Consider the following 15,704-nt stretch of genomic DNA (forward strand, 5'->3'; position numbering starts at 1 on the left):
TCGTTCACTCCTTTGTACGCCAACGGCCTGGCCCGGAGCAGCAGTTCACTCCGGACCGGGCCGCGGTGGGGGGCTGTGCCGCCCACTCAAGCGCTATGTCATGATCGAGTCAAGGTATAGACCAATGCGGGTCGAAGTGCGTCCGGAAGTTCGTCCGGAACGAGTACGGATGCCCGGCCGGGCAGGCGCCGCTCAGTGCTCGTCTCCCCGGTCCGGCGGTGGTGGGTCGGGCGCATCCTCTCCGGTGGCTTAGTCCCACCAGAACGTCCAGTGCTGCTTGCCGAGCAGAGCCTCCGCCGCGTACTCGCGGATCGTCTCGTACTCCTGCCAGACGTTGTCCGGGCAGAACGCGTGGTGCTCGGCGGCGACGGCCAGCGCCTCGTCCATCGTGCGCGGCGGTGCGGCGACCGAGAGGTCCAGGCGGTCGAAGTGGAGCGCGACGACACGTATGCCGAACCGGTCCTCCCAGGAGCGCAGGATCGACGACAGCGGGGCCGTGTCCGTGTGGTTGCAAGCCCCGAGCCAGCCGAGCGAGGTCAGGACGTCCGCGCTGCGGCGGGCGGGGACCAGGCCTGCGCGGGCGCCCGGCAGCCTGCCGTCCTCGACCAGTTCGGCCGCGAGCCGTGCGGCCACGGCATCGGGGTCGTCCCTCAGCTCACCCGGCGGCGCGAGTCCGGGCCACGCGGTCGTGAACGGCGCGATGGTGTCCGCGTCGTCCTCGTCCCCGTCCTCGGCCTGGACCCAGTCCCACAGATGCCGCAGAGTCTCCACCGGATCGTGGTCGTCCGGATCGTCGGGCGCCTGGTCGGCGTCGAGCGTCTGGTCCCAGGCCACGGAACGCTTCTCGTCGTTCACCAGAAGGACGGGCTGCATGCCGGCCCCGGCCCGGGCCGGGAGCAGGTCCGCCCATGTGCCCGGACGCGCAGGCTCGTCCGCGTACCAGAGGGAAGGCTGCACGCGCATGCTGCCGGGCGGGATCTCCATCCCGAGTGCGTTCGGATTGATCACCATGCCCCCGACGATAGGGGGCACCACTGACAACGGGCCTGTGGCGATGAGCGGTTGGCCGCCCGGTCCTGTACGCGGATTCCGGTCTCACCGGATCCGTGTGCACGATTCCGGCGGAGGCGCAGGACGGCGGCGGGGTGGGTGGAGGCCTCGCGCAGGCGCCGCCCCGCTCGCTGCTGTCGGTGGACCGGCGCCAGGTGCGGGCGGCTTCCGGGCACTGGCCGCCATCGCTGCCGCTGTAACCGGACTTGAAAGCTGGGGAAGGCGGCAGCCGTTCGGACATCCGGGCCAGGTGTACCCGGGTGCACCCCGGGGGACCCCGGTCCGCCAGTGGTGATCTGTGCTCGGGCGGAGCACTCTGGAGGTATCGCTGGAGGTGATCCGCCATGCAGACACTCGTCGGATGGCACATCGAGATGGAGTTCCGGGAGGAAGGCGACCGGACGAGGGCGGCCGCCATGGTGAGGCTCGGTGACGGCACGGAATACCGCGGCCACGGCAATGCGAATCGTCACCGGTCCGACCAGCCGCAGCTGCTGGTCGGCGAGGAGATCGCGGGCGCACGCGCCCTGATGGACCTCGCCTCCCAGCTGCTGGAAAGGGCTCACGGGCAGATCGACGACGCTTCGGGGAGGACGTCGCACCCGCTCGGGTGAGCGGGCGTAACGGGGTGATCCCCTGGAGGGCCGAGGATTCCCAGGACGCCCGGGCGCCGTGTTCTCAGAGGCGTTCGGGCGTCCGGATGCCGAGCAGCGCCATGCCCTGCCGGAGCGTGCGCGCTGTCAGGTCGACGAGGAACAGCCGGTTCTCGAAGACCTCCACCGTGTTGGCTTCGCTGATCACCTGGCACTGGTCGTAGAACGTGGTGAGGTGCGAGGCCAGCTGGTACAGGTATGCGGCCAGCTTGTGCGGCTCGTACGAGGAGGCGACCTCGCCGATCACCTCGCCGAACTGATCCAGGTGCAGGCCGAGGGCGCGCTCCGCCGGGGCGAGCTCGAGCTCCGGATGCGCGGCCGGCTTGGTGTCGCCGGCCTTGCGCTTGATCGACTGGATACGGGCGTACGCGTACTGGAGGTACACGGAGGTGTCGCCGTTCAGCGACACCATCTGGTCCAGGTCGAACTTGTAGTCGCGCACGGCGGACGTGGACAGGTCGGCGTACTTGACCGCGCCGATGCCCACGTACTGCCCGTTCTCGACGATCTCCTGCTCGCTCAGGCCCATCTTCGCGGCCTTCTCGCGCACCACGGTCGTTGCCCGGTCGATCGCCTCGTCCAGCAGGTCCACCAGGCGCACCGTCTCGCCCTCACGGGTCTTGAACGGCTTGCCGTCCTTGCCCAGCACCGTGCCGAAGGCCAGCTGGACCGCCTTGACCTTGTCGTTCAGCCAGCCGGCCCGGCGTGCGGTCTCGAAGACCATCTTGAAGTGCAGGGACTGGCGGGCGTCCACGACGTACACCAGGGAGTCGGCGCCGAGATTCTGCACCCGGTCGCGGATCGCGGACAGGTCGGTCGCCGCGTAGCCGTAGCCGCCGTTGGACTTCCTGACGATCAGCGGGACCGGGTTGCCGTCCGGGCCCTTCACATCGTCGAAGAAGACGCACAGCGCGCCCTCGGAGCGCACGGCGACGCCGGACTCCTCGAGGATGCGGCAGGTCTCGTCGAGCATGTCGTTGTACCCGGATTCGCCGACGACGTCGGGGTCGCGGATCTCCATGTCGAGCTTGTTGAAGACCGAGTAGAAGTAGATCTTCGACTCGTCCACGAACCTCTGCCACAGCGCGAGGGTCTCCGCGTCGCCGGACTGGAGGTCGACCACCCTGCGCCGCGCCCGGTCCTTGAACTCCTCGTCGGAGTCGAAGAGCGCGCGCGAGGCCTTGTAGAGGCGGTTCAGGTTGGACATGGCCTCCTCGCCGGAGACCTCGCCCTCCCGCTTGTGGTCCAGCTCGTGCGGGTGCTCGATCAAGTACTGGATGAGCATGCCGAACTGGGTGCCCCAGTCGCCGATGTGGTGGCGCCGGATCACCTTCTCACCGGCGAACCGAAGGATCTGCACCATCGCGTCGCCGATCACCGCGGACCGCAGATGGCCGACGTGCATCTCCTTGGCCACGTTCGGCTGCGCGTAGTCGATCACCGTGGTGCCGGCGTCCGGCGCGTACCGGACACCGAGGCGGTCGTCGGCGGCGCGGGCGGCCAGCGTCTCGACGATCGCCTTGTCGGTGATCGTGAGGTTCAGGAAGCCGGGGCCCGAGACCTCGATCTCCTTCAGGACGTCGTTGGCGGGGATCGCCTCGACGACCTTCGCCGCCAGCTCGCGCGGGTTGCCCTTGAGCTTCTTGGCGAGTGCCAGGATCCCGTTGGCCTGGAAGTCGGCCCGGTCGCTACGTCGGAGCAGCGGGTCGGCGGAGCCGGCTTCCGGCAGGGCTGCCGAGAGGGCGTCCGCGAGGCGCTGCTGCACGGTCGAAGCGAGAGAAGGGACCGAGGCCATGAGCTTCCGTTCCTGTCGGGGTCGGTGAGCCGGTGCTCACCGCGACTATTTCGGTTGTCAAGTGTCCCATGGGCGAGCAACCTCTTTCTCCCGGGTTTTCGTCTGGGAGAATGGCTTGCGCCAGCTATCGACAGAATCAATACCCGAGCATTCAAGGACGTGCCGACCGTGGCTCAGAGCAGCACCGAGACCGACTGGGTCTCCCGTTTCGCGGACGAGGTCATCGCCGAGTCGGAGCGACGTGCGCCTGGCAAACCGGTCGTCGTCGCCTCCGGACTGTCCCCCTCCGGCCCGATTCACCTGGGCAACCTCCGTGAGGTCATGACCCCGCACCTGGTCGCCGACGAGGTCCGCCGGCGCGGGTACGAGGTCCGTCATCTGATCTCGTGGGACGACTACGACCGCTACCGCAAGGTGCCGGCCGGGGTCGAGGGCGTCGACGGGTCCTGGGCCGAACACATCGGCAAGCCGCTGACATCGGTGCCCGCACCGGCCGGGTCGCCGTATGCGAACTGGGCCGAGCACTTCAAGTCCGCGATGACCGCGTCGCTGGCCGAGCTCGGCGTCGAGTACGACGGCATCAGCCAGACCGAGCAGTACACGGCGGGTGCCTACCGCGAGCAGATCCTGCACGCGATGAAGCACCGGTCGAAGATCGACGCCATCCTCGACCAGTACCGCACCAAGCAGAAGCCCGGCGCGAAGAAGTCGCAGAAGCCGGTCGAGGAAGCCGAGTTGGAGGCCGCCGAGGGTTCCGGAGCGGCGAGCGAGGACGACGGCAGCGGCGGCTCGGCCGGCTACTTCCCGTACAAGCCGTACTGCGGGCAGTGCGAGAAGGACCTCACCACCGTCGTCTCGTACGACGACGAGACCACCGAGCTCGTGTACACCTGCACGGCGTGCGGCTTCGGCGAGACCGTGCGGCTGAGCGAGTTCAACCGCGGCAAGCTGGTCTGGAAGGTCGACTGGCCCATGCGCTGGGCGTACGAGGGCGTGATCTTCGAGCCGAGCGGTGTCGACCACTCGTCGCCCGGATCGTCCTTCGTCGTCGGCGGGCAGATCGTGCGCGAGGTGTTCGACGGCGTACAGCCGATCGGCCCGATGTACGCGTTCGTGGGCATCAGCGGCATGGCCAAGATGTCGTCGTCGCGCGGCGGCGTGCCGACACCGGCCGATGCGCTGAAGATCATGGAGGCGCCGCTGCTGCGCTGGCTGTACGCGCGCCGCAAGCCGAACCAGTCCTTCAAGATCGCCTTCGACCAGGAGATCCAGCGGCTGTACGACGAGTGGGACAAGCTCGAGTCCAAGGTCCTGGACCAGTCCGTGCTGCCGGCCGACGCCGCCGCGTACTCCCGCGCGGTGCGCACCGCCGCCGGTGAGCTCCCGCGCACGCCGCGGCCGCTGGCGTACCGCACGCTCGCCTCGGTCGTGGACATCACGGCCGGGCACGACGAGCAGACGATCCGGATCCTGAGCGATCTGGACCCGGCGAACCCCCTGACCTCGCTGGAAGAGGTCAGGCCGCGGCTGGACCGCGCGGAGAACTGGATCAGCACCCAGGTTCCGGCGGACCAGCGCACCCTGGTGCGCGACGAGCCCGACACCGAGCTGCTGGGGTCGCTGGACGACCAGGCGCGCGAGTCGCTGCGGCTGCTGCTGGAAGGCCTTGACACGCACTGGTCCCTGGACGGGCTGACGACGCTGGTCTACGGCGTGCCGAAGGTGATGGCGGGCCTGGAGCCGGACGCCAAGCCGACGCCGGAGCTGAAGGTGGCCCAGCGGTCGTTCTTCGCGCTGCTGTACCGGCTGCTGGTGAGCCGGGAGACCGGGCCGCGGCTGCCGACGCTGCTGCTGGCGGTAGGGGCGGACCGGGTGCGCAAGCTGCTCGCCGCGTAGGTTTCAGTGCAACGGAGGGCTCTCACCGCTCGGGTGGGGGCCCTCCACCCCTTTCTGCATCCTTCGGACGACCTGCGGTTCGGTCCGGAGCAGGACGAACGCGGGGACCGGCCGGGAGACCGTGGAGCCATGAAGGAGATCGTGGCTGTCATCGGCTGGGTCGTCGGCGTGCAGGGCACGCTCGGGGTCGCCGGAAGGACGTTCGGAGAAGGCCCATGGGGCCTGCTCCACAAGTGGTGGGAGATACCGACGGCGGGCTACGCGGTGATCGCCGTGGTCGGTCTGGTCATCGCCGTGTACGGCGAGACGGCGAAGAAGCGCGCGGTGCGATGAGCCGTCGTGACCTCAGGCGATGTGCTCGGCTTCCAGGTCCGCCTGGTAGCGGTTCTTGAAGTCGGGCAGCAGTCTGCGCAGCAGGGTGGCGCTGCGGGGGTGGCGGACGCCGTGGCGGTCGGCGAGGTGTATGTCGAGCTGGTCGGCGCTCGGCCAGTCGTTGTTCTCCTCGACGAACGTCCGGAAGACCGGATACGCGAGCTCCGCGAACTCCTTGTCCTCGGCGGTGAAGTCCGGGGCGGGCTCGGGCTGCGGCTCCTCGTACTGCTCCTGGGCCGGGTACGGCTCGGGCTCAGCACGAGGACCGGGGACGAAGCCGGGGCCGAGCGGGCGGGTGCGGCCGGGACCTGCCGGAACGGGGACGGGATCCAGGCCCTCGGCGTACGCGGCGGGATCCAGGCCCTCGGTGTAGGGGGCGGGCTCCAGGCCCTCGGCGTACGCCGGGCCGAAAGCACCCTCGTACGCCTCCTGCACAACCTGCGGGGCCGCGAACCAGGGGCTCTCGTGGGCGCCGGGGCCCACGTACTGCTCGATCTGGTCCTGCGCCTGTTCCCCGGCCCGATCCTCCATGCGCTCCCGCGGCTGCTGGGTGGCGCGAGGGAGCTCGGGCTGCGACGGCTGCGGGGGCACCGGGGCGGGCGGAAGCAGTACGGGGTCGACGCCCGCGGCCGCCAGGCCCGCAGCCGCGGTCTCGGCCAGCGGAACGCCGTACTTGGCCAGCCGCAGCGGCATCAGCGCCTCCACCGGGGCCTTGCGCCTCCAGGCCCGGCCGAAGCGTGCCTGGAGGCGGGCCTGGTAGATCAGCCGGTCCTGCTCGAGCTTGATGACCTGCTCGTAGCTGCGCAGCTCCCACAGCTTCATGCGGCGCCACAGCTTGAACGTGGGGATGGGGGACAGCAGCCAGCGGGTGAGGCGCACGCCCTCCATGTGCTTGTCGGCGGTGATGTCGGCTATTCGGCCGACCGCGTGCCGGGCAGCCTCGACAGAGACGACGAACAGGACCGGGATCACGGCGTGCATACCGACGCCGAGCGGGTCGGGCCAGGCGGCCGCGCCGTTGAACGCGATCGTCGCGAAGGTCAGCATCCAGGCTGTCTGACGCAGCAGCGGGAACGGGATCCGCATCCATGTCAGCAGCAGGTCCAGCGCCAGCAGCACGCAGATGCCGGCGTCGATGCCGATGGGGAAGACGACGGAGAAGTCGCCGAAGCCCTTCTTCTCCGCGAGTTCGCGCACGGCGGAGTACGAACCGGCGAAGCCGATCGCGGCGATGATCAACGCTCCCGCGACAACGACGCCGATCAGTATTCGGTGCGTGCGTGTCAGCTGCATCGCGGCCACCCGCGGCCCCCTCCCGTGCTCGAATCCAGCGCGCACAGCGTGGCACATGCCTGCGGAGCCTGTCCCTCCGGGCCGCCTCCCGGGAGGCCGGACCTCCGGGAAGGCCGGACCTCCGGGAAGGCGGGACGGGACAGGACGGGCCGTACCAACAGGCCGGGACCGGGACCGGCTTGCCCGTGCGCTTGTCGCAGGTGCCTACTTGTTGGCGGTGGCGACGGAGGCCACCGCCTCCTTGCCCGCCTTGAGCGCGTCCTTCGTCAGGTCGGCGATGGAGGGGTTCTTCGCGCCCGCGTAGCCGGTGCCGTTGTAGGTGAGTACGACCACGCCGTTCTCGGTGCGGGCCACGATCGTGGCGTAGCCGAAGTCCTCGCCGGTCTTCCTCAGCTTGTAGGTGACCGCGGTCGCCTCGTCGCCGATACCGGGCGCCGGAGCCGTCTTCACTTCCTTGGCGCCCTCGGTCGCCTTCGCCTTGGCTATCTCCTTGCCGTACTGCTCCGTGGCGCGCTGATCGCCGGTGAGGGCGAGGGACGCGTCGGAGTCGTAGCGCAGGAAGGAGACATCGAGCCAGCGGTACTGGGAGCCCTTGACGCCGTTGTCGTCCAGGCCGTTCCAGGAGCAGCTGCCGCGGCTGGCGATGTCCGAGGACTTGCCGGCCGTGCCCGACTTCGACTTCGCGGCCGGGACCAGGCTCTCGATCGTCTTCCTCGCGATCGAGTCACAGGGGTCCGGCAGCTTGGTGAACTTCGCGGGCGCGACCGTCGGGGACTTCTTCGCCTCGGGGGATGAGGCGGCGGGGGAATTCGAGCCGTCCTTGCTGTCGGAGTCCGATGAGCAACCGGCGACGACGAGCATCACCGGGACGGCGGCGCAGGCGAGTATGCGGGTGAGTCGCGAGGCTGAACGGTGCATGGTTCCTTCAGTCGATCTGGGGCGGGTTTCGTCCGGTCGGCGAGGCCACCGTACGCGCAGAAGACCCTTTTGCGGGCTGCCTGTGGACAACCGGGCCGGGGGACCGGACCGGTGGAACACGGCCTCAGGTGTTGAACTGCTCCGCCAGGCCGCCGGCCAGACTCCGCGCCTTTTCCTGCAGTTCCTTGCTGTCGGGGACCTCGGTCGTACGCGCCGGCTGCTCGATGTACACGATGGTGACGATCACGTTCGATGTGCGGAAGACCACGCTCACGGTGCGGCGCTGGGCGGTTGATCCGGCCCGGCCGAGAACGTCGTCGAGGAAGGCGTCGTCGCCGAGCCCGTCGAGGACGCGCGGCTCGAGCCCCTCGGCGCTTCCGGAAGGGGAGGCGGTCGGGGTGCTGTCCGGGCCGCCCGACTTCGGGCCGCCGGACTGCGGGGGCGTGGTGGGGGCGCTCGGGGTGGCGCCCGGGACGACGCTCGAGTCGGAGGCCGGGGACTCCTGCCCCTTTTCGGATCCTTCGGACTCTTGGGGCTTTCCGGTCTTTCCGGGCTCGGCCGCGAGAGGCACGGAGGCGGACGCCTGCTTCGTCCCGAAGACCTCGACCGCGCGGTCGTCGTCGCTGATGGCGGGGTCGTAGGAGACCACGCGCTCGAAGTCCACCTGGAGCTGGTGCGAGGCGTCCGGGGACTCACCCTTCCAGCTGCACGCGACCCGGCGATCGGTGTCGTAGGTGACGGCGGCATCGCCGCGCAGCACCTGTTGCTGCTGCTCCTCGGGCAGCGTGACGACGCCGGGCAGCAGGTTCTTGAGGGTGGACGGCTCCACGGAACCGCAGGGCTCGGGGAGCGTGCGGTACTTGCCGGGGGGCGCGGCGGAAGTCGTGGCGCCGCCGGCCTTGGAGTCGACCACGGAGCCGTCGGTGTCGGTGCCGGTGGTGCAGCCGGTGACGAGCGCCGCGAGCAGTGCCGCCGCCAGGCCGGGTACGTACGCCTTTCGTTGCACGTCACAGGCTCCGTTCTGTTGCAAGTGCGTCGTGTGTCCGCTCGGTCCGCGGCGGGTGCGGGGCGTGCGCCGCGGGGAAAAGCGGTTGCCGCCCGAAGGCGGCCGGTGGACACAATGTCTATCGCACGCACCGCTGTGGATGCCGGTCCGCTGAGTACTTCGCGGAGATTGGCAGGGCTATTGCGTTTTCTGTCTTTCCGGGGGAATTGAGTAGTTATGTCGTACGTAGAGGTACCGGGCGCCAAGGTCCCCATCCGGATGTGGGCGGACCCCGCGACGGTCGAGGGTGTCGCGATGCAGCAGCTGCGGAACGTGGCCACGCTGCCCTGGATCAAGGGCCTCGCCGTCATGCCGGACGTTCACTACGGCAAGGGCGCGACGGTGGGCTCGGTGATCGCGATGCACGGGGCGGTGTGCCCGGCGGCGGTCGGCGTGGACATCGGCTGCGGTATGTCGGCGGTGAAGACGTCGCTGACCGCGAACGACCTCCCCGGTGACCTCTCCCGGCTGCGCTCCAAGATCGAGCAGGCGATCCCGGTGGGACGCGGGATGCACGACGAGATGGTGGACCCGAGCCGTCTGTACGGATTCCGGGCGGGCGGCTGGGACGACTTCTGGGGGCGTTTCGACGGGGTGGCCGATGCGGTCAAGTTCCGTCAGGAGCGGGCGACGAAGCAGATGGGTTCGCTCGGAGCCGGAAATCACTTCGTGGAGTTCTGTCTCGATACGGAGGGTTCGGTATGGCTGATGCTGCACTCCGGGTCCCGGAACATCGGCAAGGAACTCGCCGATCACCACATCGGCGAGGCGCAGAAGCTTCCGCACAACCAGGGCCTGGTCGACCGCGACCTCGCGGTCTTCATCGCGGACACGCCGCAGATGGCGGCGTACCGCAACGACCTGTTCTGGGCGCAGGAGTACGCCAGGTACAACCGCGCGGTCATGATGGCGCTCTTCCAGGACGTGGTCCGCAAGGAGTTCAGGAAGGCGGAGGTGACCTTCGAGCCGGTGATCTCCTGCCACCACAACTATGTGGCGGAGGAGCGGTACGAGGGCATGGACCTGCTGGTCACCCGCAAGGGTGCGATCCGCGCGGGCAGCGGCGACTTCGGGATCATCCCGGGCTCGATGGGCACGGGTTCGTACATCGTGAAGGGGCTGGGGAACGAGGCGTCGTTCAACTCGGCCTCGCACGGGGCGGGTCGCAAGATGAGCCGCAACGCGGCCAAGCGGCGCTTCTCGACCAAGGATCTGGAGGAGCAGACGCGGGGTGTGGAGTGCCGCAAGGACTCCGGCGTCGTAGACGAGATCCCGGGTGCGTACAAGCCGATCGAGAAGGTCATCGAGCAGCAGCGCGACCTGGTCGAGGTCGTCGCGAAGCTCAAGCAGGTCATCTGCGTCAAGGGCTAGCGTCCAGCACGTGACGTCATCGGTGAGCCCCCGGACCGTATCCGACGCTGTTGGTCAATTCGGGGCCTGCTTCGCCCCGTCGAGCATCTGCTCGACGGGGCGAAGTGCTGCGACCAGCAGCGCCGATGCCCTGGACAATGCCGAGGATGCCCGCCGGAGCTGGTCGAGAGAGCCACCTCGACCACGAACTGCAGCAGGATGTCGCGGCCGGGTCCGAGGGCTTCGTACAGACCGATCTCACGTGTGCGCAATTCTCGCAAGCGTGTCGTATCCAGAAATGCGCGACACGGCCGATGAGGATATGGCGCTGGCCGTGAAATCCGCATGGGTGTGGGCGGCCGACGGCCTCGATGGAAGGTGTGGTGGCTGAGGTGGCGAAAGCTTCGACGGGTGCGCAGGACAGCGAGACTTCCGTCGAGCTCGGGGGCTACCAGCAGGAGCTGAAACGGACGCTCGGCTCCTTTCAGGTGTTCGCGATCTCGTTCGCGTTCATCTCGGTGGCGGTCGGCATCTTCGCGACATACGACGAAGTGTTGCTGACCGCGGGGCCGGTCGGGATTTGGCTCTGGGTAATCGCGGCGGTAGGGCAGACCCTGGTGGCGTTGGTGGTCGCGCAGTTCGCGGCCCGCATCCCGCTCAGCGGCTCCTCCTACCAATGGGCCTCGCGGCTGGCCAACCCGAAGATCGGCTGGGGGTTCGGTTGGCTGACCTTCTGCTACCTGGCGATCGCCGTGGTGGCGATCGACAACGCGCTTGCGAGCCAGGCATTCATGCCGCTCGTCGGCATCGAGCCGGACGAGGGTACTGCGCGTCTGATCACGCTTGTGGTACTGCTCATCCAGACCGTGCTCGCAGTGGCCTCCACGCGCATCGTCAGCGTGATCAACACGGCAGCGGTGGGGCTCGAAGTGGCGCTCGTCGTGTTGGTGGCGATCGCACTCACCATCGCTGTGGTGATCACGGGCGACGGCGCGGCCGGCAACCTCACGTCGCGCGGTGTCACCGAGAACGCCCCCGACTATTTCGCCGTTGGTGGCGGGTTGATGCTCGCGATGATCATGGGCCTCGCTACGCTCGTCGGCTTCGACTCCGCGGCGAACCTGGCTGAGGAGGCCAAGGATCCCTATCGCACCGTCCCACGCGCGATCGTGGGATCGGTCGTGGCGGCCGGGCTCCTGGGAATGCTGTTTCTGATCACGCTCACCGTCGCGATCGACGATATCCCCCGGATCAGCGCCAACGGCTCACCGGTCGCGGCGATCATGCGCGTTCACCTCGGTCCGGTGATGGAGAGGACGCTGCTGGTCGCGATCACGTTCGCGTTCTTCGGCGCCGGGCTCGTGGTGATGGTCGCGTGCGCGCGGCTTGTTTTCGCGATGTCGCGCGACTCACGCTTCCCTGCCCACCGGCTGATGCGGCGGGTCAACCCGCGCACGCATACGCCGATCCCGGCGACGATCCTGATCTTCGTCCTGGGGGTCATCCTGATGGTCGCGCTGCCGGGTGCCGCACTGCTGGAGCTGATCACGGCATCGACGATCCTTCCGGCGATCATCTACGGCTCGACGATCGTCCTCTACTTGGCGGTGCGCGGCCGATTGGATCGCAAGAAGGGCGCGTTCGACCTCGGGCGCTTCGAGCTGCCGGTCGCGATCTGCGCGCTGGTGTGGACGCTCGTCGCGCTGTTTGTACTGGTGGCACCCGGGGAGGCGCTCGTTTCCGTCGTGATCGTGGTCGGCTTGCTCCTCGCGGGCGGGCTGTTCTTCCTCGTCATGCTGAAATTCGACCGCCAAGCGCTGGAGACCGAGCCCGAAGGTGTGAGCCTTGACTGAGAGGTGACCGTGTGGCCACCAAGCTGACACTTCACCGATGACTTCTACGCGGTTGGCTGCCCGCACAGTGCTTCGAGGGTCACGGGGCTGTCGGGGAGTGCGGCTGCGGCTTCACTGCGGCGAACGAGTACGCCGCAGTGAAGCCGCCGTGATGTGCACGTAGTCGCAGCCACCACAACTATGTGGCGCAGGAGCGGTACGAGGGCGTGGACCTGCTGGTCACCCGCAAGGGTGCGATCCGCGCGGGCAGCGGCGACTTCGGGATCATCCCGGGCTCGATGGGCACGGGTTCGTACATCGTGAAGGGGCCGGGGAACGAGGCGTCGTTCAACTCCTCGGCCGTCGCCCGCCCGTGGTCGGTGCCGTTGCCCGGCGCGCAGGAGCGGTGCCGCGCGGTGGCGCCGGTCGCGATCGCCCTGTTCGAAGGGCGAGGCCACGCACGGCAGGCCGTGCTGGTCGCCGATGGGCTCATTCCCGGCCGAGCGAGTCCAGTTCGGCGAGATCCTCGGCGTCAAGGCTGAGCGCGCCGGCCGTCACGTTCTCCTCGAGGTGGGCCGGGGAGGAGGTGCCGGGAATCAGCAGCATGGCCGGCGAGCGCGCGAGGAGCCCTGCCAGCATCACCTGGACCGGTGTGGTCGCGTGGCGGTCGGCGATGTGCCGGAGGCGCACGGTCTGCGCCACGCCCAGGCCGCCGAGCGGGAAGTACGGGACGAAGGCGATGCCCTTGGCGGCGCAGATGTCGACCATGGCGGAGCCGGGGCAGCTGACCAGGTCGAACTGGTTCTGCACCGCGGCCACGGGGGCGATCCGCTCGGCTTCCGCCAGATGCTCGGCTCCTGCGTTGCTGATCCCGACGTGGCGGATGAGGCCCTGCTCGCGCAGGGCCGCGAGTGCGCCGAAGCGCTCGGCGATCGGGCCGTCTCCCCGCAGGCGGCGCAGGTAGACGAGGTCGAGATGCTCCCGGCCCAGCTCGCGCAGGTTGCGGTGAACGGCGGCTTTCAGCTCGGCCGGGCCGGCCGACGGCAGCCAGTCTCCGTCCGGGGTGCGGTCGGGGCCGACCTTGGTGGCGATCACCAGGTCGTCGGCGTAGGGGTGCAGGGCCGTGCGGATCAGGGCGTTGGCCGAGATGTCCTGGTAGAAGTAGAAGGCCGCGGTGTCGATGTGGTTCACACCCAGCTCGACCGCCCGCCGAAGGACGGCGACTGCCCGGTCGGGGTCGCCTGCCGGGCCGTCCCAGTCGGGGGCGGGCAGCCGCATGGCACCGAAGCCCATCCTGGCGACCGTCAGGTCACCGCCGAGGTTCCAGTGTCCGGCGTGGGCGGCGTGCGGTTCGGATGCGTCGGAGGCGGTCGTTGCGGTGGGGAGACTGGTCTCGTTCGTCGGCATGCCAAGATCTTGCGGGGCGCCTGCCGGGGCGGCGGGTGCCTGGCACCTTCCTGCCACCTGGACCGACACTGGGCGCACCATGACAACTGATCAGATCGTGACCCTGCGGGGCGAGGCGGAACTCGTAGCCCGGGCCGGGCACCTGTTCGGCTCGGCGCAGCGGGAGTTCCTGTGCGCAGCAGCGGATCTCGTGACCTTCTCGGCCGGGGTGAACGCCGCCTTTGCCGAGGGCTACCGACCGTCTCTGGTGACGGGCCTGGCCATGCGCAAGATCTACACCCCGCAGGCTCTGGCCGACGACGAGGCAGAGCGCCGGCTGGTCAGGATCGCCGAGTCCGGTGCCCACGTGCGGATCTCCACCGCGCCCCTCGCCCGCGAGGCGATCGTCATCGACGGGCGGGTCGCGATCCTCGCCGGGGTGCACGCAGCTGGGGTACGGACCTATTCCGTGGTGCGCTCCCCGGAGGTTGTCGACGGCATCAGGTCGTTGTTCGGCGCTGCCTGGGAGACCGCAACGGATCTGGCCGAGTTCCGGCGTACGCGCTCCTCGCAGCCGCCCGCACTGAGCGGGCAGGCCCGCGAGATCCTGCGGATGCTCGGCGCCGGGTACACCGACGAGACGGCGGCGCGCCGGCTCGGCATCTCGCTGCGCACCTATCGCAGGCGGGTCGCGGAGCTGATGACGGCGCTCGATGCCACCTCACGGTTCCAAGCCGGGCTTCGGGCCCGGGAGTTCGGCATCCGGCTCTGACGCCGGGGCGCGGGTGGCGGTGTGCGGGTTCGCCGGAGTCGGCCGGGTGACGGCAGGCCGGACCTACCTCACGGCGTGCGGTGCACCTTGGAGTTGGACGCCTGCGCGCGGGGCCGCACCACGAGAAGGTCGATGTTGACGTGGGAAGGCCGGGTGACCGCCCAGGTGATCGTGTCGGCCACGTCGTCGGCGGTGAGCGGCTCGGCCACGCCCTCGTAGACCTTGGCGGCACGGTCCGTGTCGCCGCGGAAGCGGGTGGTGGCGAATTCCTCGGTCTTGACCATGCCCGGCGCGATCTCGATCACGCGGACCGGCGTGCCGACGATCTCCAGACGCAGGGTCTCGGCCAGCACATGGGCGCCGTGCTTCGCGGCGACATAACCCCCACCGCCCTCGTAGGGGGAGAGGGCGGCGGTGGAGGACAGGACCACAACCGTGCCGTCTCCGCTCGCGGTGAGCGCGGGGAGCAGGGCCTGGGTGAGATTGAGCGTGCCGATGACGTTGGTCTCGTACATCAGCCGCCAGTCGGCGGGGTCGCCGGTGGCGACGGGGTCGGCGCCCAGTGCCCCGCCCGCGTTGTTCACCAGGACGTCGGCCCGGTCCAGGGACGCGGCGAAGGCGTCGACCGCCGGGCGGTCGGTGACATCGAGTGCGATCGCCGTGGCCTGGTGACCCGCGGCGGTGAGCTCGGCGGCGGCGGACTCGATGCGGTCCTTGCGACGTGCGGTCAGTACGACATGGAAACCGGCGGCGGCCAGCTGCCGTGCGGTGGCCGCACCGATGCCGCTGCTGGCTCCGGTGACGACGGCGACGGGGGTCCCAGCGGCTGTCATGGCGTAGCTCCTCGCGCGTGTGATTGATCTCCGGCCAGGATAAGTCGGACGGCGGGCTGTCTGCCGTGCGCGTTCATGCGAGGGCCGGCGGCCTGCAGCGGCAGGCTTGTGGGCGGTGCTCGACGGGGACGGCAAGGGCGCTGCGGGTCAGCGGCCGCGCGGGACGTACATGATCACTGCCATACCGGCGAGGCAGATCAGCGCCCCGATGACATCCCAGCGGTCGGGGCGGTAGCCGTCCGCGACCATGCCCCAGGCGATCGAGCCGGCCACGAAGACTCCGCCGTACGCGGCGAGGATGCGGCCGAACTCGCCCTGCGGCTGGAGTGTGGCCACGAAGCCGTAGAGCCCGAGGGCGATCACCCCCGCGCCGATCCAGATCCAGCCGCGTCCGCCGCCACTGTCGTTTCCCCGAACGCCCTGCCAGACCAGCCATGCGCCGCCGATCTCGAGAACGCCGGCGAGGACGAACAGGGCGACGGAGCGGGCGATGAGCATGCGCACAGCCT

At 69.3% G+C, this 15,704-nt stretch carries 14 protein-coding genes and 1 pseudogene; 7 read left to right on the plus strand and 8 right to left on the minus strand.

Annotation, left to right across the window (positions count from 1 at the left end; all coding sequences use genetic code 11):
* Positions 1–249: 249 nt before the first annotated feature.
* On the minus strand, positions 250–1,011 hold the full coding sequence (locus ACFYWI_RS02890) for a DUF4253 domain-containing protein (protein WP_389224494.1): 762 nt from the start codon (positions 1,009–1,011) through the stop codon (positions 250–252).
* 383 nt (positions 1,012–1,394) lie between these two features.
* On the opposite strand from ACFYWI_RS02890, the gene ACFYWI_RS02895 reads away from it, so the two are divergent.
* Positions 1,395–1,664: a DUF1876 domain-containing protein gene (locus tag ACFYWI_RS02895; protein WP_389224496.1), complete on the plus strand. Its 270-nt coding sequence runs from the start codon at positions 1,395–1,397 to the stop codon at positions 1,662–1,664.
* Between the two features lie 64 nt (positions 1,665–1,728).
* On the opposite strand, the gene argS is transcribed toward ACFYWI_RS02895, so the two are convergent.
* The gene (gene argS, locus ACFYWI_RS02900) at positions 1,729–3,498 is read right to left on the minus strand and encodes an arginine--tRNA ligase (protein WP_389224498.1); all 1,770 of its coding nucleotides are present in this window, start codon (positions 3,496–3,498) and stop codon (positions 1,729–1,731) included.
* 159 nt (positions 3,499–3,657) lie between these two features.
* Between argS and lysS the strand changes: the two genes are divergently transcribed.
* Together lysS and ACFYWI_RS02910 are read left to right on the plus strand one after the other, a co-directional pair.
* Positions 3,658–5,394, plus strand: coding sequence for a lysine--tRNA ligase (lysS, locus tag ACFYWI_RS02905; protein ID WP_389224500.1), 1,737 nt, complete (start codon positions 3,658–3,660; stop codon positions 5,392–5,394).
* Between the two features lie 129 nt (positions 5,395–5,523).
* Positions 5,524–5,727 (plus strand): hypothetical protein, encoded by a 204-nt coding sequence (locus ACFYWI_RS02910; RefSeq protein ID WP_389224502.1) that lies wholly within the window; start codon positions 5,524–5,526, stop codon positions 5,725–5,727.
* Positions 5,728–5,739: 12 nt separating this feature from the next.
* Here the strand turns inward: ACFYWI_RS02910 and ACFYWI_RS02915 are convergent, their stop codons facing one another.
* The 3 genes from ACFYWI_RS02915 to ACFYWI_RS02925 form a co-directional block, all read right to left on the minus strand.
* The gene (locus ACFYWI_RS02915; protein WP_389224504.1) at positions 5,740–7,059 is read right to left on the minus strand and encodes a DUF2637 domain-containing protein; all 1,320 of its coding nucleotides are present in this window, start codon (positions 7,057–7,059) and stop codon (positions 5,740–5,742) included.
* 204 nt (positions 7,060–7,263) lie between these two features.
* Positions 7,264–7,977, minus strand: coding sequence for a DUF3558 family protein (locus tag ACFYWI_RS02920; protein ID WP_389224506.1), 714 nt, complete (start codon positions 7,975–7,977; stop codon positions 7,264–7,266).
* Between the two features lie 124 nt (positions 7,978–8,101).
* A complete protein-coding gene (locus tag ACFYWI_RS02925; RefSeq protein WP_389224508.1) occupies positions 8,102–8,983 on the minus strand; it encodes a DUF3558 domain-containing protein in 882 nt (293 codons plus the stop codon).
* 216 nt (positions 8,984–9,199) lie between these two features.
* Between ACFYWI_RS02925 and ACFYWI_RS02930 the strand changes: the two genes are divergently transcribed.
* The 3 genes and pseudogenes from ACFYWI_RS02930 to ACFYWI_RS02940 all read left to right on the plus strand — a co-directional run.
* A complete protein-coding gene (locus tag ACFYWI_RS02930) occupies positions 9,200–10,393 on the plus strand; it encodes an RtcB family protein (RefSeq protein WP_389224510.1) in 1,194 nt (397 codons plus the stop codon).
* Positions 10,394–10,755: 362 nt separating this feature from the next.
* The gene (locus ACFYWI_RS02935; protein WP_389224512.1) at positions 10,756–12,225 is read left to right on the plus strand and encodes an APC family permease; all 1,470 of its coding nucleotides are present in this window, start codon (positions 10,756–10,758) and stop codon (positions 12,223–12,225) included.
* A 170-nt stretch (positions 12,226–12,395) separates the two neighbouring features.
* Positions 12,396–12,566, plus strand: a pseudogene (locus ACFYWI_RS02940) (RtcB family protein); the annotation flags it as partial.
* A gap of 127 nt (positions 12,567–12,693) precedes the next feature.
* On the opposite strand, the gene ACFYWI_RS02945 reads toward ACFYWI_RS02940, so the two are convergent.
* Entirely contained in the window at positions 12,694–13,611 is a 918-nt protein-coding gene (locus ACFYWI_RS02945; protein WP_389224514.1) for an oxidoreductase, read from the minus strand.
* Between the two features lie 79 nt (positions 13,612–13,690).
* Between ACFYWI_RS02945 and ACFYWI_RS02950 the strand changes: the two genes are divergently transcribed.
* A complete protein-coding gene (locus tag ACFYWI_RS02950) occupies positions 13,691–14,362 on the plus strand; it encodes a DNA-binding response regulator (protein ID WP_389224516.1) in 672 nt (223 codons plus the stop codon).
* 68 nt (positions 14,363–14,430) lie between these two features.
* Here ACFYWI_RS02950 and ACFYWI_RS02955 read toward each other — a convergent pair whose 3' ends face one another.
* Complete coding sequence (locus ACFYWI_RS02955; protein WP_389224518.1) at positions 14,431–15,195, minus strand: SDR family NAD(P)-dependent oxidoreductase; 765 nt, start codon at positions 15,193–15,195, stop codon at positions 14,431–14,433.
* Between the two features lie 147 nt (positions 15,196–15,342).
* On the minus strand, positions 15,343–15,693 hold the full coding sequence (locus ACFYWI_RS02960) for a YnfA family protein (protein ID WP_389224520.1): 351 nt from the start codon (positions 15,691–15,693) through the stop codon (positions 15,343–15,345).
* Between the last annotated feature and the right edge of the window lie 11 nt (positions 15,694–15,704).

This window comes from Streptomyces sp. NPDC002889, from assembly GCF_042888425.1.
Taxonomy (GTDB): domain Bacteria; phylum Actinomycetota; class Actinomycetes; order Streptomycetales; family Streptomycetaceae; genus Streptomyces.

Bases quoted from the DNA above. Each gene is read 5' to 3' on its own strand.
- ACFYWI_RS02890 (WP_389224494.1), bottom strand. From the start codon at position 1,011: ATGGTGATCAATCCGAACGCACTCGGGATGGAGATCCCGCCCGGCAGC.
- ACFYWI_RS02895 (WP_389224496.1), top strand. From the start codon at position 1,395: ATGCAGACACTCGTCGGATGGCACATCGAGATGGAGTTCCGGGAGGAA.
- argS (WP_389224498.1), bottom strand. From the start codon at position 3,498: ATGGCCTCGGTCCCTTCTCTCGCTTCGACCGTGCAGCAGCGCCTCGCG.
- ACFYWI_RS02910 (WP_389224502.1), top strand. From the start codon at position 5,524: ATGAAGGAGATCGTGGCTGTCATCGGCTGGGTCGTCGGCGTGCAGGGC.
- ACFYWI_RS02915 (WP_389224504.1), bottom strand. From the start codon at position 7,059: ATGCAGCTGACACGCACGCACCGAATACTGATCGGCGTCGTTGTCGCG.
- ACFYWI_RS02920 (WP_389224506.1), bottom strand. From the start codon at position 7,977: ATGCACCGTTCAGCCTCGCGACTCACCCGCATACTCGCCTGCGCCGCC.
- ACFYWI_RS02930 (WP_389224510.1), top strand. From the start codon at position 9,200: ATGTCGTACGTAGAGGTACCGGGCGCCAAGGTCCCCATCCGGATGTGG.
- ACFYWI_RS02945 (WP_389224514.1), bottom strand. From the start codon at position 13,611: ATGCCGACGAACGAGACCAGTCTCCCCACCGCAACGACCGCCTCCGAC.
- ACFYWI_RS02950 (WP_389224516.1), top strand. From the start codon at position 13,691: ATGACAACTGATCAGATCGTGACCCTGCGGGGCGAGGCGGAACTCGTA.
- ACFYWI_RS02955 (WP_389224518.1), bottom strand. From the start codon at position 15,195: ATGACAGCCGCTGGGACCCCCGTCGCCGTCGTCACCGGAGCCAGCAGC.
- ACFYWI_RS02960 (WP_389224520.1), bottom strand. From the start codon at position 15,693: ATGCTCATCGCCCGCTCCGTCGCCCTGTTCGTCCTCGCCGGCGTTCTC.